This window comes from Methylobacterium platani (assembly GCF_001653715.1).
Lineage (GTDB): Bacteria > Pseudomonadota > Alphaproteobacteria > Rhizobiales > Beijerinckiaceae > Methylobacterium > Methylobacterium platani.
The window spans coordinates 19490-40216 of record NZ_LWHQ01000017.1; the positions used below are offsets into that span (position 1 = coordinate 19490).

Consider the following 20727-nt stretch of genomic DNA (forward strand, 5'->3'; position numbering starts at 1 on the left):
ATCGTCCGCCCCTATGGTCGGGCCGCGGTCGCGGTGTCGTGTACCGTGACGCTGCAATCGGGCGCTGCTCCAGGTCTCTGATTTTGCCGCATTTTCTTCGCCCGACCGGCGTCCGCTCGGTCGGACAATGCACTAGGGCGTTGGTCCCCCGATCGGTCGCCCCGCCTCTGGCCCGAGGCCCGCCGCCGCCTCCCGCCGCTCCAGCACCCCCACCGTCCGGAACGCCAGCGCGAGCCCGACCACCCCGAACAGCGCTGAGCCGATCCCCGTCCCGGCGAGCGCGCCTTCCGGCCCGGCGAGATGCGCGCCCAGCAGCGCCGGCGGCATGGTGCCGAGCGTGGCCCGGCCCCAGTTGAGGGCGCTCGCGGCGAGCGGGAAGCCGAGGTTGTTGAACGAGGCGTTGCCGAGGAAGAGCAGCCCGTTGAAGAACCAGATCGCCCCGCCGGCGAGGCAGAAGAAGCCGAGGAGGTCGGCGCTGGCGCCCTCGAGCCCGAACAGGGCGGTGAGGGGCCCGCGGCCGAGGAACAGGGCGAGCCAGACCGCCGCGACGTAGAGGCCGGTGACGAGCGCGGCGTCGCGCAGGCTCGCCCGCATCCGGTCGAAGCGGCCGGCGCCCCAGTTCTGGCCGAGGATCGGCCCGACCGCGCCCGAGAGCGCGAACAACCCGCCGAAGGCCACCGGGATCACCCGCTCGACCACCGCGTTGCCGGCGACCGTCGCGGTGCCGAAGCCCGCCATGACGTGGGCGAGGAACGCGCTCGCCACCGGCGGGGCGAGGTTGGTGAGCACGGTGGGCAACGCGACGCGCAGGATCGGCCCGGCATCGGTGACGACCGCGGCGAGGCGCGGCCGCGCCACCATCCGGTGGACCCGCACCGCGCCGGAATAGCCCACCCACGCGAAGGCGAGGCGGGCGAGCACGATCGTGACCGCCGCCCCCTCGATGCCGAGCTTGAGGCCGAAGATCAGCAGCGGATCGAGGAGCGCGGTCACGGCGGCGCCGGCGAGCGTCACGTTCATGCCCCGCCTGGCGTCGCCGACCGCCCGCAGCACGCCCGAGAAGCCCATGCCGAGCGCCATCAGGAGGGTCGAGGGCAGGGCGATCCACAGGAAGGTGCGGGCCGCCGGCACGGTCTCGGGCGGCGCGCCGATCAAGCCGAGGAACGGGGTGAGGAGCGGCAGCAGCAGGGCCGTCACCAGGCCCGAGGCGAGGAGCGCCAGGACCAGGGACGAGGCGGCCAGCCGCCGCGCCTCGCCGACGTCGCCGCGCCCGAGCGCCCGCGAGACCAGGGCGCCGACCGCGATCATCATGCCGATATTGATCGAGACCGCGAAGATCTGGACGATGGTGGCGAAACCGAGCGCCGCCGTCAGCACCGGATCGCCGAGCCGGGCGATGTAGAGCAGCGACAGGAGGTCGACGACGAAGATCGCCATCAGGCCGACCGAGCCCGTCGCCGCCATCACCACGACGTGGCGCAGGGTCGAGCCGGCGACGAAGCGGGCGGAGGGGGAAGCGGTGCCGGGGCCGGTCTCCGGCGGGCGCGCCTCACCCATCGGCGCCGGCCCGCTCGCGGGCGATGATGTCCTCGGTCTCGGGGTTGAGCCCGTGCGAGGCGTGGAGCGGCGCGGTCAGGGGCTCGGGCTTGATCCGCACCAGGCTGCGCAGGGGGTCGGCCCGGTCGAGGGGCTCGCCGGCCTGCTGCAGCACCAGCCGGGCGAGGTCGCGCTTGCGCACGTCGTCGACCGTCCGCGCCGCCTCCTCGGCGGGCAGGCCGAGCGCCTCCAGGGTGGCCCGCCCGAAGGCGAGGGCCGATTCGAAGGTCTCGCGGATCTGGTAGTCGACGTCGCGGCCCATCGCCTCGATCGCCTGGATCCGGTCGAACACCCGCACGTAGGTGCGGGCGGCCGGGAACTCGGCGTGGATGAGGTCGACGATCTTGAGCGTCGCCTCCGCGTCGTCGATGCAGATGCAGACCACCTCGGCCTTGCCGGCGCCGGAGGAGCGCAGCACGTCGAGGCGGGTGCCGTCGCCGTAATAGACCCGGAAGCCGAAGCGGGCGGCGCTGCGGATCTGCTCGACGTCCTTGTCGATCACCGTGACGCTCAGGCCCTGCGCCAGCAGCACCTGGTTGAGGATGTGGCCGAAGCGGCCGAAGCCGATCACCAGGACCCGCGCCTCGGCGCCCTCGATCGCCTCGTGCTCGGGTTCGAGCGGGGCGGTGGCGCGCCGCGACAGCACCCCGTCGAGGACCTTGGCGCCGATCGGGCCGATCAGCATCGTGATGGCGGCGAGCGCGATGGCGAGCCGCCCCGCCGGGCCGTCGACGAGGCCGAGCTCCTGGCCGACCGGCAGCAGCACGAAGGCGAACTCGCCGGCCGGGGCCAGCACGGCGGCGCCGCGCAAGCCGTCGAGCCAGGACGAGCCGAACAGCCGGAACAGGCCGGCCACCAGCGCGACCTTGATGAGGATCGCCCCCACGGTCGCGACCGACAGGCCGAGCCAGTTCTGCCCGACGAGCGTCAGGTCGATCGACATGCCGACGCTCATGAAGAACAGGCCGAGCAGCATGCCGCGGAACGGCTCGATATCGGCCTCGAGCTGGTGGCGGAAGTTCGATTCGGCGAGCAGCAGGCCGGCGAGGAACGCCCCCATCGCCATCGACAGCCCGACCTCTTCCATGATGAGGGCGGTGCCGAGCACGACGAGGAGGGCGGCGGCCGTCATCACCTCGCGGGCGCCGCTGGCGGCGAGCAGCCGGAAGAACGGGTTGAGGCCGTAGCGCCCGACGAGCACCACCCCGATCACCGCCGCCACCGCCGTGCCGGCCGATTGCAGCGCCGTGCCGAGCCAGGCCTCGCCGCCCTCGCCGGTGCCGGTCTGGGCGATGAGCGGCAGCAGCGCCAGGATGCCGACGATCGACAGGTCCTGGAACAGCAGCACCGCGAAGGCGCGCTGGCCGTAGGGCGCCGCGAGGTCGCGGCGCTCCTCGAGGAGCTGCAGGGCGACCGCGGTGGCCGAGAGCGCGAGCGCGATGCCGATCACGGTCGCGGCCCCGCCCGACAGCCCGGTGAGGTATCCCAGACCCCCGAGCGCCAGGGCGCAGAGCCCGAGCTGGAGCGTGCCGAGCCCCAGGATGTCGCGCCGCAGCGAGATCAGCCGCGAGATCTCGAGCTCCAGCCCGACGATGAACAGGAGCAGCACCACCCCAAGTTCCGAGACGCTGCGGGCGGTCTCCGGCTCGGTGATGAGCGACAGGCCCGACGGGCCGATGACGACGCCGGCCACGAGGTAGCCGAGCACGGCGCTCTGCCCGAGGAGGCGGAAGATCGGCACGCCGATCACCGCGGCGGACAGGAAGGTCAGGACCGGCGGCAGGAAGCTGGCGTGGTCGGCGGCGGTCGCCATCGCGCGGGATTCTCCCGGGTTCGAGGTCGGCTCAAGCCCTCCCTTACCCCGATCGGGGCCGTCCGGCTAACCCGGTCTTCACCGGTCCGGCGACGGGCATCACGCACGTGCCGCAGGGGAGGTGTCGCTCGCGCGCGCTTTGGATCGGCGCGATTGCGTGGCACAAGAGGTTGACAGGGACAGCCCCGCCTCGCCACATCCCGGATCATGAGCGCCTCCGTGAACCAGACCGACGCCGGTGCCGCCGCACCCGCGAAGCCGCCCCTCGAGATCCTCCTCTGCGCCCCGCGCGGCTTCTGCGCCGGCGTGGTGCGGGCCATCGACGTGGTCGAGCGCGCGCTCGCCCTCTACGGCCCTCCCGTCTACGTGCGGCACGAGATCGTGCACAACAAGTACGTGGTCGAGAGCCTGAAGCGCAAAGGCGCGGTCTTCGTCGCCGAGCTCGACGAGGTGCCGGACGGCAAGGCCCCGGTGATCTTCTCCGCCCACGGCGTGGCGAAGACCGTGCCGCAGAACGCGAACTCGCGCGGGCTGACCACCATCGACGCGACCTGCCCGCTGGTGACCAAGGTCCACCGCGAGGCCGAGATCCACCACAAGCGCGGCCGCCACGTGCTGCTCGTCGGCCATTCCGGCCACCCGGAGGTCGTCGGCACCATGGGCCAGCTGCCCAAGGGCTCGATCACCCTGGTCGAGGATATCGAGCAGATCGAGGCGCTGGAGCCCGAGAGCCGCGACAACCTCGCCTGGGTGACCCAGACCACCCTCTCGGTCGACGACACCCACCACATCGTCGAGGCGCTCAAGCAGAAGTTCCCCAAGATCGTCGGCCCGCACAAGGACGACATCTGCTACGCCACCACCAACCGCCAGGAGGCGGTGAAGCAGGTCGCCCCCCTCGTCGACGCGCTGATCGTCGTCGGCTCGTCGAACTCCTCGAACTCGCAGCGCCTGCGCGAGGTCGCCGAGCGCGTCGGCTGCCCGATCACCCGGCTCGTCAACCGCGCCGAGGACCTGGACTGGGAGGCCTTCTCCGACATCCGCCGGCTCGGGCTGACCGCCGGCGCCTCGGCCCCCGAGGTGCTGGTGGAGGAGATCATCGACGCCTTCGCGACCCGCTACGAGGTCACGGTCGACACCGTCTCGACCACGACCGAGGACATGGTCTTCCCGCTGCCGCGCGAGCTGCGCAGCGAGGCGGCGGAGTAGGGTTAGTACAACCCTCCCGGTCTGGCGTTCGCAGGATGAGGCGCGCTCCCCTCTCCCGTGTGGGAGAGGGGCCGGGGGATCGAAGATCCCGCGTGAGGGTGGCTCGGGTTCCGCAGTGATCCTGAGCCATCGAGCTACGCAGCTCGATGCTGAGTGGCTTATCCTGAACCCGAGCCACCCTCGCGCGATCTTCGATCGCCCCTACCCCTCTCCCACACGGGAGAGGGGATCCCGCGCCTTTTATTGAAGCGCCGATTTTTCGTTCATTCATCCCACCTCTTCGAGCAAAGCAGAACGGCCGTGGCGGTCTACACCGAGGTTCCGGACGAGGCGCTGGCCGCCTTTCTCGCCGCCTACGAGATCGGCGATCTCCTGTCCTACAAGGGCATCGCCGAGGGGGTGGAAAACACCAACTTCATCCTGCACACCACCACCGGTTCCTACATCCTCACTCTCTACGAGAAGCGGGTGAAGCCGGACGACCTGCCGTTCTTCCTCGGCCTGATGGAGCACCTGGCGGCGAACGGCCTCGCCTGCCCGCAGCCGATCCGCACCCGCGACGGCACCACCCTCGGTACGCTCTGCGGCCGGCCGGCGGTGATCGTGTCGTTCCTGGAGGGCGTCTCGGTGCGCCGGCCGGGGGTCAAGCACTGCCGGGCGCTCGGTGCCGCGCTCGCCGGCCTGCACGCCGCCGGGGCCGATTTCGCGCTTGCGCGGCCGAACGCCCTCTCGGTCGCGGGCTGGCGCCCGCTCTTCGAGGCGGCGGAGGCCCAGGCCGACCGGGTCGCGCCGGGCCTCGCCGACCGCACCCGCCAGGATCTGGCGCTCCTCGAGGCATCCTGGCCGCAGGACCTGCCCGGCGGGGTCATCCACGCGGATCTCTTCACCGACAACGTGTTCTTCCTCGGCGACGAGGTCTCGGGCCTGATCGATTTCTACTTCGCCTGCACCGATTCCTTCGCCTACGACCTGGCGATCTGCCTCAACGCCTGGTGCTTCGAGGCGGATTACGCATTCAACCGCACCAAGGGCCAGGCGATGATCGCCGCCTACCAGGCGGTGCGGCCGCTCGCGCCCCGCGAGGTCGCGGCCCTGCCGTTGCTCGCCCGCGGCGCGGCCCTGCGCTTCATGCTGACCCGCCTCGTCGACTGGCTCAACGTGCCCCCCGGCGCCCTGGTCAAGCCGAAGGACCCGCTCGAATACGACCGCAGGCTCGCCTTCCACCGGAAGGTGGCGGCGGCGGAGGAGTATGGGTGGAGTCCGGTGGCGGTGTAAGGGGCGGCTTCCAGCGACGAACGAGTCTTTCCTCATCGACGTTGGTAAGAAAAATCATACCGATGGCACCGATCGTTCGAGGAAGCTCCGATCATGCCTGCCACGACCAAGCGGACCTTCAGCCTGCCCGACGAACAATCCCACTCCATCGACAGTCTTGTGGCCTCCGGCACCTATGCGACCGGCAGTGAGGTGGTGCGAGCGGGTCTGTGAGCCCTGCAGGAGCGCGATGCGGCGGTCGAAACCTGGCTGCGTGACGAGGTCGTGAAGACCGACGACGCGATGGTCAGCGACCCGGGCCGCGGACGATCTACGGACGACGTGCGAGCCGGGCTTCGCGCCCGCCATGCCGCTCGGCTGCGGGACGCCGAGCGGTGAAACGGGCCATCGTCCTCTCGCCGGAGGCCGAAGCCGATCTGCAGGGCATCTACGACCCTATCGCGGACGGATCCGGGACGACACGCGCCCCCGGCCATGTCGAGCGAATCCCGGCGCATCGCGAGGAATTCTCGACCTTTCCGGAGCGCGGATGAAGACGCGACGATCGTCGCCCGGGGTTACGGGTGACCGGGTTCGAGCACCGGGTCACGATCGCATTTCACCTGACGATCGACCACGTCGTGATCAACCGGATCCTCGACGCCGGCCGGGACGTCGAGAGGGCTTTCGACGCGGATGATGCGTCGTAGGAGACGGCCGGCCCGACTGTCCTCACAACCGCGCCAGCAGCTCCGCCTTCTTCGCCGCGAACTCGGCCTCGGTCAGCACGCCCTTGCGGTGCAGCTCCGCCAGGCGCTCGATCGTCCCGAGCACGTCGCCCGTAGGTGCGGCGGCCGGGTGAGCCGGGGGGACGGCCGCGGGCATCGCCGGCGCAGCCTGTGCAATAGGGTCCGTCTCCCGCTCCGGGGCACCCACCACCGGCAGCTCGTCCAGCCGCACCGGCCCGTGCTGGCTGGTGAAGCTCAGGGAGCGGGACGAGCCCTGCTGCTGCGAGACGCCGCCGATCCGGTGGTCGCCGGTGTCGTGGAGCGTCACCCGGCCGGCGGTCTTGATCGCGAGGCGGCGGGCCTCGGGGAAGAAGGCGTAGCGGGTGTCGTTCTGCGACCCGGAGCTGGCCGGCTGGCCGAGGCCGGCCGGCCACCACGAGCCGCCCGAGGACTCGCTCCGGGATCCGCTCCAAGATTCGCTCCAAGGTCCGCTCTCGGACCCGTCCGAGCCGGTCCAGCCGAGGTCCTGACTCCGGTTCGATCCCGGGCTGGATCCCGGACTTTCCGCGGCGAGCGGTGCGAGCTCGTCGCAGAGCGCGACGACCCGGGCCTTGAGGCCGGCATCGAACATGTCGCCGATCATCGTCATGCCGCCGGCCGACCACTGGCCCATGCCGCCGAGGTCGGGATGGTCGAACTGCGCCATCCGGCCGTGGCCGCGGGCGAGCGCCTCGAGAAGGTGGCGGACGGCGTCCGGGCCGACGCCGTGGCGGGTGGCGATCGCGTCGAGATCGGGCATCGTGGCAACTCGCTCCGGGGGCGGGAGACGGGCTTAGCGCAGTCCCACCCCGGGGGGAACGGCTCGCCTCAGCCGAGACCCGGCAGCACCCCGCGCAGGCGCTCCAGCATCCCCGGCAGCCCCCCGGGCCGGGGCGGCAGGGGCGGGATCGTCGGGGAGAGGTGCCAGGCGCCCGGATCGGCGCGCAGCTCGTGCTCGCGCAGGGTGGCGATGCGGGCGATCTTGTCGAGAAGCTCGGCGGCCACGACCTCCGGTTGCCGGAAGACGAAGTTGACGGTGAAGCCGTCGCCGGCGTGGCTGCTCGTCCCGACCGGGTAGTAGTAGTGCGCCTGCGTGCCGGTGATGAGGTCGATCAGCCGGTAGGTCGCGCTCAGCTTGAGCCGGTCGGCAATGGCGATCACCCGCCGGCCCGGAGGGGCGAAGAGCAGGGTGTGGAAGGCCGAGCCGTTGGCCCCGAGCACGACCCGGTGGCGGGCGAACAGGCGCACCTGCTCGGGGAAGCTCAGGAGCTCGGGGTGGACGATCCGCACCCCGTTGGCGGCCAGCACCGCCGTCACCGCCTCCTCGTTGGCGAAGCGCCGGACCCCGTGCGTCAGCCGGGTCTTCGACAGGTAGACCGGTTGCGGGTCGGCATCGACCTCCTCGGGCGCGTAGTAGCCGCGCCCGATCTCACGGCACAGGTCGGCCAGGACCGGGAAGGCGTAGTCGTCCTGCTGCAGCGCGGCCTGGGGCACCAGGAGGGTGGGGATCCGCAGGGGCCGCCCGAACGCGGCGAGGTCCATCACGCTCAGGCCCAGCCGGCCGAGGATCTCCGGGATGAACGGGGTCGCGCCCCAATTCGCGTCGAGCCCCGGCCCGTGGCAGAGCAGGGTCGGGCGCAGGCCCCCATCGCCGCAATCGAGGAGCGGCCAGAACCGCGCCAGGGTGTTGATGACGAAATGGCCGTAATGCGGGTGGATCGCCCCGACATAGAGGTAGGTGCCCTCCGGCGCCGTCTCGGTCACCGGGCCCTGGCCCTCCGGCCACTCGGTCGTCTGCCAGGTCGGGATGCGGTCGCCGCCGTGGTGGTCGAGGGATTCGGGCACCATCCGGCCGGCGGCGTCGAAGATCGCCGGTACCTTGTCGAGATGGGGCACGCGCGCGAGGTAGTGGGCGTTCTCGACCAGGCGCAGGGCCGGTCGGCCCTCCCGCACCTCGGCACGGCCGTAGAACGCTTCGCTCCGCTGCAGGATCATGCCGCTCTTGTCGGTTCCCGGAGGCCGGTCCTTCGGCGCGGGCCGTCAGGCCTGCGCCGCCGGGCTCGCATCGCCCGGGACCTCGATCACTGCCCTTAAGCCGCCGAGTGCGGCCGCGTCGAGGCGCAGGCGCCCGCGATACAGGGCGGCGAGGTCGGAGACGATCGAGAGGCCGAGGCCTGAGCCGGGCTTGGTCTCGTCGAGGCGCCGGCCGCGGGCGAGCACCGCGACCCGGGCCTCCGGCGGCAGGCCCGGCCCGTCATCCTCCACCGTGACGATGAGGTGCGGGTACTCGCCCTGGCCGATCACCTCGGCGCGGATCGAGACGCGGCCTTGCGCCCACTTGGCGGCGTTGTCGACGAGGTTGCCGATCATCTCCTCGAAATCCTGGCGCTCGCCGCGGAAGCGCAGGCCCGGGGTGACGCTGGTGTCGAAGGTCAGGTCCTTGTCGTAGAAGATCTTGCCGAAGGTGCGGACCAGGGCCGCCACCACCGGCTCGACGTCGGTGAAGGTGCCGAGCGCGCCGGCGAGCGCCGCGGCCCGGGCGCGGTCGAGGTGGTAGTTCACCTGGTCGCGCATCACCGCGGCCTGCTCGCGCACCTTCACGGCGAGCTCGCTGTTGGCATCCCCCGTCGAGGCCTCGTTGACGATGATGCTCAACGGGGTCTTGAGCGCGTGCGCCAGGTTGCCGACCTGGGTGCGGGCCCGCTCGAGGATCTCGCGGTTGGTCTCGAGGAGCAGGTTCACCTCGCCGGCGAGCGGCGCGATGTCCCGCGGGTACTCGCCCGAGATGCGGTCGGCCTCGCCCCGGCGGATCGCGCCGAGCGCCGCCCGCAGCTTGATCAGCGGCGCGAGGCCGAAGCGGATCTGCAACAGGGTGGTGAGGCCGAGCGACAGGCCGAGGAGCGAGAAGGTGATGGTGAGCGCGAGCGTGAAGCGCCGCATGTCGGCGGCGATCTCGTCCGAGGGGCCGGCGACCCGCACGATGTAGCGGCCCTCCTCGCCGAGATCGACGGTGCGCTCGATGATGCGCAGCGGCCGGTCGTCCTGGGCCTTGCCGTAGCCCTTGCGCAGCTGCCCGGCCCCGGCCTCGCCGACCGCGTTGTCGGGGGGCTGGAGCGGCACGCCGACGAGGGAGCGCGAGGTGCGCAGGTCCCGCGGCCGGGCATTCGGCCGGCCGACCTGCCAGTACCAGCCCGACAGGGGCAGGTCGAAGCGCGGGTCGCCGAGCGCCCCGAAGCTGCGCGCCTCGGAATCGGAGGGCGAGACGAGGTTGGTGGCGAGATCGTTGGCGTAGACGAGGAGCCGGCTGTCGAAGGCCCGCTCGGTGGTCTCGCGGTAGAGGGTCGAGAGGATCAGCCCGGCGATCAGCAGGATGAGCGCGCTGGAGATGAGCGACGACACCGCGAGGCGCACCGCGATCGAGCGCTTGCGCCACGGCCGCCAGCCGAGCCAGGCGAGGCGCCCGGCGGCGCGCGGCGGGCCGAGGGCGACGCCGCCGGCAAGGCCGGTCTCGGCGGCCGGCGTCTCGGCCGCGGCGCGACCGGGGCCGGTCACGGCACCGGCCCGCCGGCGCCCGCGTCGATCAGGTAGCCGAGGCCGCGCACGGTCTGGATCAGGTCGACCGCGAGCTTCTTGCGCAGGCGTCCGACGAAGACCTCGATGGTGTTCGAGTCGCGGTCGAAATCCTGGTCGTAGAGGTGCTCGGTCAGCTCGGCCCGGGAGACGACCCGGCCGGTATGGTGCATCAGGTAGGAGAGCAGCCGGTACTCGTGCGAGGTGAGCTTGACCGGGCTGCCGTCGACGAAGACGCGGCCCGACCGGGTGTCGAGCACCACCGGCCCGGCGCTGATCTGGCTCGTCGCGTGGCCGGCGGTGCGGCGGAGCAGCGCGCGCACCCGGGCCAGCAGCTCCTCCATGTGGAAGGGCTTGGTGACGTAGTCGTCCGCGCCGGCGTCGAAGCCGTTGACCTTGTCGCTCCAGCGGTCGCGGGCGGTGAGGATGATGACGGGCGTCTTCACCTGCGCCCGGCGCCAGCCCGACAGCACCGAGACGCCGTCGGCCTTCGGCAGGCCCATGTCGAGGATGATGCAGTCGTAGGGCTCGGTCTCGCCGAGGAAGGCGCCCTCCTCGCCGTCGAACGCCTTGTCGACGGCGTAGCCCGCCTCCTCCAGGGCGCTCACGACCTGGCGGTTGAGATCCCGGTCATCCTCGACCACGAGCAGACGCACGACCCGAACTCCCCGCTGCGAACCAAACCCGGGATCACCACTGGCCGGCTACTTTTCCCGACCGGGCATCCACCATCACGTGCACGAACTGGCCGTCCTTGCGCAAGGCCGTCAGCATGTAGACCAGCGCCTCGTCCCGGCGGCAGAGGTTGGCCCGCACGATGTCGGCCCGGGGCACGGCGGCGCGCGCCGCGCGGATCGCCGCCACCGGCTCGACCACCCGCTTCTCCGCCACCGCCTCGCGCAGGTCGCCGGAGGAGAGGCAGGTCTGGGTGGTCTCGGCGGCCTTGACCGGCCGGGCCGGCACCGCCCCGGTGGCGGTCTCGTCCCGCTCCTCCGCGGCCGCGAGCCAGCCCGAAGCGCCGGCGAGGCCGACGAGGGCGGGAAGCAGGAGGAGAACGAGCTGGCGCATGCCGGGGACCATCGTCGCCGGGCACTGAATGCACCCTGAATGCGAAAGTGCCGGGTTTCCTCGCCTCGGCCCGGTCACATCCTCGTGTGCCGCACGGGACCGGCTCGCGGGCCGGCTGTGGCGCGGGCGCCGCGGGTGAACCGAACCGGCACCGTCCCGGTTATGGTTAAGGCTGCGTTCACCGCGCCGTTCGACCCTGCAATCCGTCACCAGGGAGAGGCTTCTTGCGCCCCGCCGCGATCCCGTTCCTCGCCGCCGCGTGGCTCGTCGCCGGAGCGGCGCATGCCCAGGAGGCGGCTCCCGCGCCGGACCCGACGTCCGGGTCGGGCTCCCTCGTCGCCGAGGCGGCGGGCGGTCCCCTGCTGCTGCGCATCCGCCCCCGCGACGAAGCGCCGGAGGACGGCCCGGGCGCCGACGCGGCCGAGGCCGCCCGCGCGGCGGAGGGCGCTCGCCTCGCCGCGCTCGCCCGCGCCGCGGCCGCCCGGGAGGCGTTCGAGGCGCGGATCACCGCACGGGCCAACCGGGCGATCGCCTCGGTCTGCACCGGCTGCCTCGGCCCGGTGCCGCGTTCCCTGGCGCTGGCGCCGCCGGAGGGCGGGCCCGCAGCGGCGCGGCTGGTCCCGGCGTCGATCGCCATGACGGAGCCCTGAACCGGCCCGCCCGACGGCCGGTCACGGCGATCGCCCCTGCGCGGGCGACGATGCGTCCGCACCTGAAAATGCGCTCGACAACCTCAAGTCGCCAAGACAATCTGAGCCTTAACCGCGGTGATGGGACACGGTGTCCCAAGGGCACGAGCGATGACGGCCGAAAGGCCCGTCGCTGCTCGTCGATGGGCCATGGTCATCGCGCCGCGGCTGGGGGGACGAAGAAGAATGACGGCCGAGATTGCACTTCTGAACCGGTCCGCTCTCGCTTTGGCGGCCGATAGCGCCGTCACCCTGAGAATAGGATCGAGCCAAAAAACCTATAACACGGCGGAAAAAATCTTCGAATTTTCCTGCAACCAGCCCATCGCGCTGATGATCTACAACAATGTGGATTATGTCGGTGTGCCGCTCGACGTGGTCGTCCGGAAGCATCGCGTCGATTGCAAGCAAAAATTCTCGACCCTCAAGCAGGCGGCGGACGAGTTCGTCTCCTACCTGCTGAACTTCAAGCGCACGGCCGATCAGGAAAAATCGTACTTCGCGGCCGTTCTCATCGACAAATATCAGGAAATTTTTAACAAATTCTACGACGAATTCGCGATGTCGTCGCTCAAGATGAAGGGAAAGAAGCTCTCGCTCAACTCCTATGCGACCTTGACCCGCTTGATAACGGCCGCGCTGACGGCCGCTCAAACGACCGTGATGGACGATTTCCTCACCGACATCACGCTCGACCAGTTCAAGGAAGCCTATGGCTCGGTGTGCGACGATGCGATCAAGATCGTGTTTCGATCGCTGGATCCGTCGAGCGAGCACCGGGAGCTTCTCTATCAGCTCGCGTTCGCGGTCATGCGCAGCTCCGACGGCTCCGATTTCCTGACGGGGCTGGTCTTCGGCGGCTTCGGCTTGGACGACCTGTTTCCGACGCTGCATTATTTCGAGATGGACGGAATCTATTTCGGCCAGATGAAAATCATCAATCGCAGCGAGATCGACATCGACCGGAACGGCCATCTCGCGCAGATCGTCTCGTTCGCTCAGAAGGAGATGGCGGAGCGATTCATCTACGGCATCGATGCATCGTTCCGTGACGATATCGCGGATTTCGTCTCGAAAGTGATCGATAAAATTGCAGAAACAAAACCGCGGTCATTTACTGCGTCCGAGAAGCGTACGATTCGTCGAGAGGTGTTGAAAAGCTTCCACAGCACTCTCGACCAGTTCCGGGGGCATGAGCACCAGTCAATACTTGACATCGTCAATTTTATGTCCAAAAAGGAGCTGGCCGAAATGGCCAGTGCTCTGGTCGAGCTTACGTCCGCGAAGCGGCGGTTCTCGACGGCGCAAGAGACCGTCGGCGGGCCCATCGACGTGGCGATCGTGTCGCGCAGCGAGGGGTTCATATGGATCAAGAGGAAGCACTATTTCGACCGTGAGTCGAACCCGGGCTTCTTCAACCGAGTTTACACGCCACAGGCGGTAGGAGATGCGAATGGCCAAGCAAGCGAGTCGCGACCAGCAGGCTCAACCAGCGGGTCGTGAGCCGATCCACGACAATCGCTATGTGGCGGACTGGAACAGGAAAACCCGAAAGGACATCATCCGCGACACCATCGCCGATCTGGGGATGGCGTTGAAGGGGGCCCGGGACAAGGGGCGCCTGTCGGAGGATTGAGGCTCCGTCGTTCGAAAATTGTCGGACGCGGACGCCGCATTGCGGGGTAGCCCCGTGTCGACCCGCGCCTTATGACCGCGTCTGCCTCGCAGGACGCCGCGGACGCTCGCCTGCGGATCGGACGGGCGAGGCGCCGGCCCCGCTGCCCCGAGAGCGACGTGATCCGCCCAGCCCTCCCGATCCTCTTCGCCCTTCTCGCCACCCCCGCCCGTGCGGTGGTCGGCGGGAGCGAGGCGCCCGATGCGGCGCTCGCCCGCTCGAGCGTGATGGTGCTGTCCTCCCGCGGCGGGGTCTGCACCGGCATCGTGCTCGCCCGCGACGTGGTGCTCACCGCGGCCCATTGCGCCGCGCCCGGTGTCGAGCACCGCGTGCATTACCGCGACGAGGCCGGGGCGCCGGTGATGCTCGGGCTCGCCGCCCGGGCGGTGCATCCGGGCTACGATGCGGGGGCGATCGCCGGGCGGCGGCGCTCGATCGACCTCGCGCTGCTGCGCACCGAGACGCCGCTTCCGGCCCGCTTCGTCCCGGCCGCGCTCTCGGAAGCGCCGGTCCCCGCCGGCACGGCCCTGACGCTCGGCGGCTACGGCGTGGCGCGGCCCGGCGACCACCGCAGCACCGGCACCTTCCGCACCGCGACCCTGCCGCTGGTCGAGCCCTACGGCCCGAGCCGCATCCTGGCCTGGCTGAAGGGGCCTGCGGCCTCCGGCGCTTGCGAGGGCGATTCCGGCGGGCCGATCGCCGGGTCGGCGGGGAGCGTCGTGGCGGTGACGACCTGGGCGAGCGGATCCGGGAAGGCGCCGTGCGGCGGCGTCTCGCAGGGCGTGCTGGTCGGGCCGCAGCGGGACTGGATCGCCCGCACGACCGCCGGCTGGGGCGCTCCGGCACGGTGGGAATGAGTCCGCTCGCGCGGACGTGACGCCGGCACGCTCACGGTTTCGTTGCCGCTGCGGCCCCGTGCCGGTGCGGAACCACACCCTCGGCGCGAGACTTCACTTGTCGAGCGTGGCCGCACGCTTCTAGGGTGGTCTCATGCGCGTCTCCCCGTCCCGCCTCCGTTCCACCCTGGCCGCCCTCGCGGTGGCCGCGCCCCTCGGCCTGTGGAGCGGCGCCGCCGGCGCCGTGGTGCGCGGCGAGGTGACCCGCGACCCCGACGGCCTGCGCAGCTCGGTGGTGCGGATCGAGAGCACCACCGGCGAGATGTGCTCGGGCTCGCTCATCGCCCCCGACCTGGTGCTGACCGCCGCCCACTGCGTGATGCGCAAGGCCGGCTACTGGGTCGTGGTCGTCGACCGCACCTTCCGCCAGCGCCGCCTGCGGGCGATCGCGGCATCGATGCATCCGGATTTCGTGCCCGGCACCACGCCGGAGAACCAGCCCGGCACCGACCTCGCCATCCTCAAGCTCGACGCGCGCCTCGGCCCGGATTTCCGCCCCCTCGATCTCCGCTCTGGCGGCGACATCCCGCAGGGCGACACCGTCGCCATCGCCGGCTACGGCGTGGTGGCGGAGAACCGCCGCGGCACCGCCCGGGTGCTGCGCCAGGCCCGCCTCGTCTCTCTCGGCGAGCTTCAGGTCGCCAACACCGTCACGGTGGTGGCCGACCGCGCGACGCTGGCCGAGACCGCCGGCGCCGGGGCCTGCCTCGGCGATTCCGGCGGCCCGATCCTGCGCGCCGGCCCCGGCGGCTACCAGCTCGTCGGGGTGGTGAGCTGGTCGAGCGGCGCCGCCCAGCAGGGCCGGGTCCGCACCGCCTGCGGCGGCTTCACCGCCGTGACGCCGATCGGCCAGCATGCCGGCTGGATCAACGCCCGCGTCGCCGAGCTCGCCCGCTTCGAGCCCGGCGAGTCGATGCCCGCTGGCGCCCGTCCCCATCCGTCGGACTGGACGGGAGGCCGGTGAGGCGCTGACACGAGCTTGACTGTTTCGCGGCCAGGCCGTCCAACGGGCCCCGGTCAACCCCGGAGGTCCCGATGAGCCAAGCCGTGTTCAGTGTCGCCCGCATCCTCGTCGTGGTCCTGTTCTGCGTCTCCGGCGCCCAGAAGCTGATGAATCCCGGCATGGTCGCCGGCGCGATCTCGGCCAAGGGGCTGCCCTACCCGCAGGTGCTGGCCTACCTCACCATCGCGGCCGAGCTCGGCCTCGGCCTGCTGATCGCCCTCGGCTTCTACGCCCGCGCGGCCGCCGTGCTGCTCGCCGTCTTCACCCTCGCGACGATCGTGGTCTTCCACAATTTCTGGTCGATGACCGGCGACGCCGTCCGGACCAACCAGATCCAGGCGATGAAGAACCTCTCGATCATCGGCGGCCTCCTGATGATCGCGGCCGCCGGTCCCGGCCGCTTCGCCCTCAACCGGCGCTGAACGCGAGGCTTTTTCGTCCCGCGGCCGCCGGAACGGCGCCCCTCCCGGCACGTTGACCGGCTCCTGAGGGAGCGCCATCGGCGACGGCGAGCGGAGCAGGTGAGGGTCATGGCCGCGGACACAGCATCGCCGGACGGGGCGGAGGCGGCCTTCCGCAGCTTCGCCGAGGGCGCCGGGCTGATGATCTGGCGCGCCGACCGGCAGGCGCGCCTGATCTACGTCAATCCGGCCTGGACGGAGTTCCGCGGCCGCCCGGCCGAGCAGGAGATCGGCCACGGCTGGAAGGACGGCCTTCATCCCGAGGACCGCGCCGACCACGAGGCCGCCCTGGCGGCGGCCTATGCCCGGCGGGCGCCGCACAGCGCCGAGTACCGCCTGCGCCGCCGCGACGGCGCCTTCCGGTGGGTCCACGGCCACGCCTATCCGCTGCACCGGGACGGGGATTTCACCGGCTTCGCCGGCTCCTGCTTCGACATCACCGAGCGCAAGGCGGCCGAGGAGCAGGCGGCCAAGGCGCTCGCGGAGCAGGAGGCGCTGCTCGCCGAGATCTACCACCGGGTGCGCAACAACCTGCAGGTCACGGTCAGCCTGATCGGGCTGTTCGGCCGCGCCGCGGCGCCGGCCTGCCGCCCGGCCTTCGACGCGCTCGGCCAGCGGGTCCGGGCGATCGCCCTGGTGCAGCAGCACCTGCACGAGGCGCCGCAGATCGCCAGCGTCGACCTCGCCGACTACCTGACGCGCCTCGCCGAGGGCCTGAGCCAGCTGCGACGGGCCGGGCGGATCGCCGTCACGGTCGAGGCCGGGCGCACGGTGCTGCTCGAGCCGCGCATCGTCAACGCCCTCGGCATGATCCTGGCCGAGATCGTCGCGGAATGCCTCGACGGCACCGGGGAGGGTGTGTCCTGCGTCACCCGGGTCGAGGTGCCGGCGGGGGACCCCGGCGAACCGGTGCGGGTGCGGATCGCCTCGAGCGGCGTCGCCGGCGCGCCGCCTCCCGGCGTGCCGCGCCTCGGGCCGCGGCTGATCGCGGCCTATGCGGGCCAGGCCGAGATCGCGGTCTCGGGGGCCGGCACCCCGGAGGCGCCGCTCGACCTGACGCTGCCGCGGTGACGCGGTGGCGGGGACGGGCCGGCCCGCCTATATGCCGGGTCTCACGCCGTCATCATCTTCGGATCCCATGCTGCCGCCCATCGACGAGATCGTCTCCAACTTCGAGTTCCTGGACGAGTGGGAGGACCGCCATCAGTACCTGATGGAGCTCGGCCGCAAGCTGCCGCCCCTGCCCGAGGAGGCCCACAGCGAGGCCAACCGGGTGCGCGGCTGCGTCAGCCAGGTCTGGCTCGAGACGGAGGTCGACCGCTCCGGCCCCGAGCCGCGGCTGCATTTCCGCGGCGACAGCGACGCCCACATCACCAAGGGCGTGGTGGCGGTGCTGATCGCCTTCTTCGACGGCCGCACCGCGACCGAGGCCGCCCGGGCCGACGCGCTCGGGCTGTTCCAGACCCTCGGCCTCTCCGAGCACCTGACGGCGCAGCGCTCGAACGGCGCCCGCGCGATGATGGACCGCATCCGGGCCGATGCCGAGGGGGTCGCGGCGGCCGCGTAACGCCGCGCGGCCCTTGCGGCGGCCGGCCCGGGACGGCACATCCGTGCCGTATGCCACATCCCGGGGAGCCGCATGACCCTTCGCCTGAGCCCGCCCGCCGCCGCACCGACGGCGCCCGCCCGGCCCGTCACCGTCACGGTCCACGGCCGCGCGGTGACCGACCCCTATGCCTGGCTCAAGGCGGAGAACTGGAAGGACGTGCTGAAGGATCCGGCCGCCCTGCCGGCGGAGATCCGCACCCTGCTCGCGGCCGAGAACGCCTACGCGGAAGCGGCGCTCGCCGGCACCACCGCCTTGCGCGAGACCCTGGTGGCCGAGATGCGCGGGCGCATCCGCGAGGACGACGGCAGCGTGCCGGACCTCGACGGCCCCTTCGCCTACTACACCCGCTACCGCGAGGGCGGGCAGCACCCGCTGGTCTGCCGCCGCCCGGCGGCCCTCGTCGCTCCCGGCCTCGTCGGCGACCTGTCGGGCGAGGGTGAAGAGATCCTGATCGACGGCGACCGGGAAGGGGAGGGGCACGCCTTCTTCAGCCTGGAGGGCGCCGCCCATTCCGACGACCACGCCCTCGTCGCCTGGAGCGCCGACACCAAGGGCTCCGAGCTCTACACCATCCGGATCCGCGATCTCGCGACGGGGCAGGACCGCGAGGACCGGGTGGCCGCCACCACCGGCGACGTGGTGTGGAGCGCCGACGGCAAGGCGTTCTGGTACGTCGCCGTCGACGAGAACCACCGCCCGGCGACCGTGATGCTGCACCGCCTCGGCACGCCGCAGAGCGACGACGCGACGGTCTACGAGGAGAGCGACGCGGGCTTCTTCGTCGGCATCGGCGAGACCCAGTCCGGCGCCTACCTGGTGGTGACGGCGAACGACCACGAGACCTCCGAGGTCCACCTCGCCGAGCGCGCCACGCCCTTCGCGCCCCTGCGCGTCGTGGCGCCGCGCGAGCACAAGCTGATCTACTCGGTCGAGCATCGCGGCGACGACGTGTTCGTGCTGACCAACGCCGACGGCGCCGAGGACTTCAAGATCGCGGTGGCGCCGGTCGCGGATCCGGCCCGGGCGAACTGGCGCGACCTCATCCCGCACCGCGCCGGCGTGATGATCCGGTTCCAGCACGTGCTCGCCCGCCATCTCGTGCGGCTCGAACTGGAGAACGCCCGCCCGCGCCTGATCGTGCGCGACGCGGAGAGCGGCGCCGAGCATACGGTCGCCTTCGCCGAGGAGGCCTATTCGCTCGGCCTCTCGCCGGGCCACGCCTTCGACACGGACCTCGTCCGCTTCACCTACTCGTCGATGACGACGCCGGCGGAGACCTACGACTATCACGCCGCGACCCGCGAGCGGACCCTGCGCAAGCGCCAGGACGTGCCGAGCGGCCACGACCCGGCGGCCTACGTGACCCGGCGGCTGTTCGCCACCGCGCCGGACGGCGAGGAGGTGCCGGTCTCGCTGCTGCACCGGCGCGACACCCCCCTCGACGGCACCGCGCCGCTGCTGCTCTACGGCTACGGCTCCTACGGTTCGCTGATGTCGGCGGCCTTCCGCACCAACCCGCTCTCGCTCGTCGATCGCGGCTTCGTCTACGCCATCGCGCATGTCCGCGGCGGCACCGAGAAGGGCTGGCGCTGGTACCTCGACGGCAAGCGCGAGAAGAAGCCCAACACCTTCTCGGATTTCGTCGCCTGCGCTCGCGCCCTGATCGCGGCGCGCTACACGGGGGCGGGCCGCATCGTCGCCCATGGCGGCAGCGCCGGCGGCATGCTGATGGGGGCGGTCGCGAACATGGCGCCCGAGCTCTTCGCCGGCATCGTCGCCGACGTGCCCTTCGTCGACGTCCTCAACACCATGCTGGACGGCGACCTGCCGCTGACCCCGCCGGAATGGCCCGAATGGGGCAACCCGGGCGCCGACCTCCAGGCCTTCGAGACCATCCTGTCCTACTCGCCCTACGACACCATCACGGCTCAGGCCTACCCGGCGATCCTGGCGCTCGGCGGCCTCACCGACCCGCGGGTGACCTACTGGGAGCCGGCGAAATGGGTCGCGCGCCTGCGCGCCACCATGACCGGGGGCGGCCCGGTGCTCCTGCGCACCAACATGGAGGCCGGCCACGGCGGCGCCGCGGGCCGCTTCGACCGGCTGGAGGAGGTGGCGCTGATCTACGCCTTCGCGCTGGCGGCGGCGGGAGCGGAGGCTTAGGCTCCCGCACCTGAACGCAAGAACCCTCCCCCCTTCTGCGGGGGAGGGTTCAGGCGGCGGCTCTCACACCGGCCGCATCGTCCCGCCCGTCCCGACATGCCGGCTGCGCAGCCGGAAGGCCAGGACCAGCATGAAGGCCCCGAAGGCGATGGCGTAGCCGCCCATCCAGTAGGTCAGCACCAGGAGCGACAGGGCCGGGCTCGCGATCAGGGCGATCGCGAACAGCACCGACAGGGCGCCGCCGATCGCCAGCCACCAGCGACCGTGATCGAGGTGGAGCCGGAAGGCGGCGGCGATCATCAGGGCGCCGGTCACCAGCGCCCAGGCGGCGATGAGGTAGACGAAGGCGACCAGCGCGCTGCCCGGCATCAGGAAGGCGAGGACGCCGACCAGGATGTTGATCGCGCCCGCGGCGAGCAGGTAGCCCCAGCGCTGGTGCCGCTCCGCCGCCCGGACCGCGGCGACGATCTCGGCGATGCCGTCGACCAGCATGTAGGCCGAGAAGAAGATCACCAGCGTCAGCAGGGTGGCGCCGGGCGCCACCAGCGCCACGATCCCGAACAGGATCGCGAAGACGCCGCGCAGGGCAATCAGCCACCAGTTGCGGGCGAGGACCGCGCTCATCGCGTCGAGGCGGGCGAGCGGGTCGGTCGCGCTGCCGTAAGGGGAGGCGCCGCCGGGCGCCGTATTCGGAAGGGGAGATGCTGTGCTCATCCGATCATCCTCCGGTATGAGGGCCGCCAAGGTCCGGCGTACCCAGGGTGAACGTCGTCGGAGCGCGGCCGTTCCGCCCGCCCGCGGCCGCTCGAGTACGCAAGACGAGGCGCGCTCGGGTTTCATCCCGGCGCCGGCCCGACTTTTTTGCCGCATTGCGGAACCCGCGCCTCCGCCGCTGCGTCTACAGGGCCGAGGCGGGCGCCTTGGCCCGGCCCGGAGCCGGGCCGTCGCGTGGAT

Annotated in this window: 21 protein-coding genes and 1 pseudogene; 14 read left to right on the forward strand and 8 right to left on the reverse strand. The window is 71.5% G+C overall.

The genetic code is table 11. The features are described 5' to 3' along the window. Positions 1 to 132: 132 nt before the first annotated feature. Together A5481_RS09885 and A5481_RS09890 are read right to left on the reverse strand one after the other, a co-directional pair. A complete protein-coding gene (locus A5481_RS09885) occupies positions 133 to 1557 on the reverse strand; it encodes an MATE family efflux transporter (RefSeq protein WP_048433977.1) in 1425 nt (474 codons plus the stop codon). Beyond that, positions 1550 to 3409, reverse strand: a complete 1860-nt coding sequence (locus A5481_RS09890) for a monovalent cation:proton antiporter-2 (CPA2) family protein (RefSeq protein ID WP_048433976.1) — start codon at positions 3407 to 3409, stop codon at positions 1550 to 1552. Before A5481_RS09890 ends, A5481_RS09885 begins: the two co-directional genes overlap by 8 nt. A 207-nt stretch (positions 3410 to 3616) precedes the next feature. Here A5481_RS09890 and ispH point away from each other — a divergent pair, with 207 nt between their 5' ends. The 5 genes and pseudogenes from ispH (at position 3617) to A5481_RS35695 (ending at position 6582) form a co-directional block, all read left to right on the forward strand. Continuing rightward, positions 3617 to 4618 carry a 4-hydroxy-3-methylbut-2-enyl diphosphate reductase gene (gene ispH / locus A5481_RS09895; protein ID WP_048433975.1) on the forward strand — a complete coding sequence of 334 codons (1002 nt, stop codon included), beginning with the start codon at positions 3617 to 3619 and terminating at the stop codon, positions 4616 to 4618. A gap of 300 nt (positions 4619 to 4918) precedes the next feature. Beyond that, positions 4919 to 5893 (forward strand): homoserine kinase, encoded by a 975-nt coding sequence (locus A5481_RS09900; RefSeq protein ID WP_048433974.1) that lies wholly within the window; start codon positions 4919 to 4921, stop codon positions 5891 to 5893. Positions 5894 to 5986: 93 nt separating this feature from the next. Continuing rightward, positions 5987 to 6271, forward strand: a pseudogene (locus A5481_RS35910) (ribbon-helix-helix domain-containing protein). Next, positions 6268 to 6426 carry a type II toxin-antitoxin system RelE/ParE family toxin gene (locus A5481_RS34600; RefSeq protein ID WP_197514166.1) on the forward strand — a complete coding sequence of 53 codons (159 nt, stop codon included), beginning with the start codon at positions 6268 to 6270 and terminating at the stop codon, positions 6424 to 6426. The pseudogene A5481_RS35910 and the gene A5481_RS34600 overlap by 4 nt, the downstream one beginning before the upstream one ends. 30 nt (positions 6427 to 6456) lie before the next feature. Next, positions 6457 to 6582, forward strand: a complete 126-nt coding sequence (locus A5481_RS35695; protein WP_280945096.1) for a hypothetical protein — start codon at positions 6457 to 6459, stop codon at positions 6580 to 6582. A gap of 22 nt (positions 6583 to 6604) precedes the next feature. Here the strand turns inward: A5481_RS35695 and A5481_RS09905 are convergent, their stop codons facing one another. The 5 genes from A5481_RS09905 to A5481_RS09925 all read right to left on the reverse strand — a co-directional run bounded on the left by A5481_RS09905 (position 6605) and on the right by A5481_RS09925 (position 11277). Next, positions 6605 to 7399 carry an SHOCT domain-containing protein gene (locus A5481_RS09905; RefSeq protein ID WP_048433973.1) on the reverse strand — a complete coding sequence of 265 codons (795 nt, stop codon included), beginning with the start codon at positions 7397 to 7399 and terminating at the stop codon, positions 6605 to 6607. 68 nt (positions 7400 to 7467) lie between these two features. Next, positions 7468 to 8634: a glycosyltransferase family 61 protein gene (locus tag A5481_RS09910; RefSeq protein WP_053082366.1), complete on the reverse strand. Its 1167-nt coding sequence runs from the start codon at positions 8632 to 8634 to the stop codon at positions 7468 to 7470. Positions 8635 to 8679: 45 nt separating this feature from the next. Next, entirely contained in the window at positions 8680 to 10050 is a 1371-nt protein-coding gene (locus tag A5481_RS09915; RefSeq protein WP_245238824.1) for a sensor histidine kinase, read from the reverse strand. 137 nt (positions 10051 to 10187) lie between these two features. Further along, positions 10188 to 10865: a response regulator transcription factor gene (locus tag A5481_RS09920; RefSeq protein ID WP_048433972.1), complete on the reverse strand. Its 678-nt coding sequence runs from the start codon at positions 10863 to 10865 to the stop codon at positions 10188 to 10190. A gap of 34 nt (positions 10866 to 10899) precedes the next feature. Beyond that, positions 10900 to 11277: a PepSY domain-containing protein gene (locus A5481_RS09925; RefSeq protein WP_048433971.1), complete on the reverse strand. Its 378-nt coding sequence runs from the start codon at positions 11275 to 11277 to the stop codon at positions 10900 to 10902. Between the two features lie 224 nt (positions 11278 to 11501). Here A5481_RS09925 and A5481_RS09930 point away from each other — a divergent pair, with 224 nt between their 5' ends. The 9 genes from A5481_RS09930 (at position 11502) to A5481_RS09965 (ending at position 19773) form a co-directional block, all read left to right on the forward strand. After that, positions 11502 to 11927: a hypothetical protein gene (locus A5481_RS09930; protein ID WP_048433970.1), complete on the forward strand. Its 426-nt coding sequence runs from the start codon at positions 11502 to 11504 to the stop codon at positions 11925 to 11927. 189 nt (positions 11928 to 12116) lie between these two features. Continuing rightward, complete coding sequence (locus A5481_RS09935; RefSeq protein WP_156311839.1) at positions 12117 to 13469, forward strand: hypothetical protein; 1353 nt, start codon at positions 12117 to 12119, stop codon at positions 13467 to 13469. Beyond that, positions 13420 to 13602, forward strand: coding sequence for a hypothetical protein (locus A5481_RS33395; RefSeq protein WP_156311838.1), 183 nt, complete (start codon positions 13420 to 13422; stop codon positions 13600 to 13602). Before A5481_RS09935 ends, A5481_RS33395 begins: the two co-directional genes overlap by 50 nt. A gap of 158 nt (positions 13603 to 13760) precedes the next feature. Continuing rightward, positions 13761 to 14498 carry a S1 family peptidase gene (locus tag A5481_RS09940; RefSeq protein ID WP_048433969.1) on the forward strand — a complete coding sequence of 246 codons (738 nt, stop codon included), beginning with the start codon at positions 13761 to 13763 and terminating at the stop codon, positions 14496 to 14498. Positions 14499 to 14631: 133 nt separating this feature from the next. Continuing rightward, positions 14632 to 15501: a S1 family peptidase gene (locus tag A5481_RS09945; RefSeq protein WP_048433968.1), complete on the forward strand. Its 870-nt coding sequence runs from the start codon at positions 14632 to 14634 to the stop codon at positions 15499 to 15501. Positions 15502 to 15572: 71 nt separating this feature from the next. Then, the gene (locus A5481_RS09950; RefSeq protein ID WP_048433967.1) at positions 15573 to 15962 is read left to right on the forward strand and encodes a DoxX family protein; all 390 of its coding nucleotides are present in this window, start codon (positions 15573 to 15575) and stop codon (positions 15960 to 15962) included. A 108-nt stretch (positions 15963 to 16070) separates the two neighbouring features. Next, entirely contained in the window at positions 16071 to 17072 is a 1002-nt protein-coding gene (locus tag A5481_RS09955; RefSeq protein WP_048433966.1) for a sensor histidine kinase, read from the forward strand. Positions 17073 to 17139: 67 nt separating this feature from the next. After that, positions 17140 to 17568 carry a SufE family protein gene (locus A5481_RS09960; RefSeq protein ID WP_048433965.1) on the forward strand — a complete coding sequence of 143 codons (429 nt, stop codon included), beginning with the start codon at positions 17140 to 17142 and terminating at the stop codon, positions 17566 to 17568. Positions 17569 to 17640: 72 nt separating this feature from the next. Continuing rightward, positions 17641 to 19773: a S9 family peptidase gene (locus A5481_RS09965; RefSeq protein WP_048433964.1), complete on the forward strand. Its 2133-nt coding sequence runs from the start codon at positions 17641 to 17643 to the stop codon at positions 19771 to 19773. 63 nt (positions 19774 to 19836) lie between these two features. On the opposite strand, the gene A5481_RS09970 is transcribed toward A5481_RS09965, so the two are convergent. Beyond that, the gene (locus tag A5481_RS09970) at positions 19837 to 20487 is read right to left on the reverse strand and encodes an HdeD family acid-resistance protein (protein ID WP_048433963.1); all 651 of its coding nucleotides are present in this window, start codon (positions 20485 to 20487) and stop codon (positions 19837 to 19839) included. Positions 20488 to 20727: the final 240 nt, after the last annotated feature.

Excerpts from the sequence above, each read along its gene's own strand:
- A5481_RS09955 (WP_048433966.1), top strand. The coding sequence starts at position 16,071 with ATGGCCGCGGACACAGCATCGCCGGACGGGGCGGAGGCGGCCTTCCGC.
- A5481_RS09950 (WP_048433967.1), top strand. The coding sequence starts at position 15,573 with ATGAGCCAAGCCGTGTTCAGTGTCGCCCGCATCCTCGTCGTGGTCCTG.
- A5481_RS09965 (WP_048433964.1), top strand. The coding sequence starts at position 17,641 with ATGACCCTTCGCCTGAGCCCGCCCGCCGCCGCACCGACGGCGCCCGCC.
- ispH (WP_048433975.1), top strand. The coding sequence starts at position 3,617 with ATGAGCGCCTCCGTGAACCAGACCGACGCCGGTGCCGCCGCACCCGCG.
- A5481_RS09910 (WP_053082366.1), bottom strand. The coding sequence starts at position 8,634 with ATGATCCTGCAGCGGAGCGAAGCGTTCTACGGCCGTGCCGAGGTGCGG.
- A5481_RS09905 (WP_048433973.1), bottom strand. The coding sequence starts at position 7,399 with ATGCCCGATCTCGACGCGATCGCCACCCGCCACGGCGTCGGCCCGGAC.
- A5481_RS09890 (WP_048433976.1), bottom strand. The coding sequence starts at position 3,409 with ATGGCGACCGCCGCCGACCACGCCAGCTTCCTGCCGCCGGTCCTGACC.
- A5481_RS09945 (WP_048433968.1), top strand. The coding sequence starts at position 14,632 with ATGCGCGTCTCCCCGTCCCGCCTCCGTTCCACCCTGGCCGCCCTCGCG.
- A5481_RS09970 (WP_048433963.1), bottom strand. The coding sequence starts at position 20,487 with ATGAGCACAGCATCTCCCCTTCCGAATACGGCGCCCGGCGGCGCCTCC.
- A5481_RS09885 (WP_048433977.1), bottom strand. The coding sequence starts at position 1,557 with ATGGGTGAGGCGCGCCCGCCGGAGACCGGCCCCGGCACCGCTTCCCCC.
- A5481_RS09935 (WP_156311839.1), top strand. The coding sequence starts at position 12,117 with ATGGTCATCGCGCCGCGGCTGGGGGGACGAAGAAGAATGACGGCCGAG.
- A5481_RS09960 (WP_048433965.1), top strand. The coding sequence starts at position 17,140 with ATGCTGCCGCCCATCGACGAGATCGTCTCCAACTTCGAGTTCCTGGAC.
- A5481_RS33395 (WP_156311838.1), top strand. The coding sequence starts at position 13,420 with ATGGCCAAGCAAGCGAGTCGCGACCAGCAGGCTCAACCAGCGGGTCGT.
- A5481_RS09925 (WP_048433971.1), bottom strand. The coding sequence starts at position 11,277 with ATGCGCCAGCTCGTTCTCCTCCTGCTTCCCGCCCTCGTCGGCCTCGCC.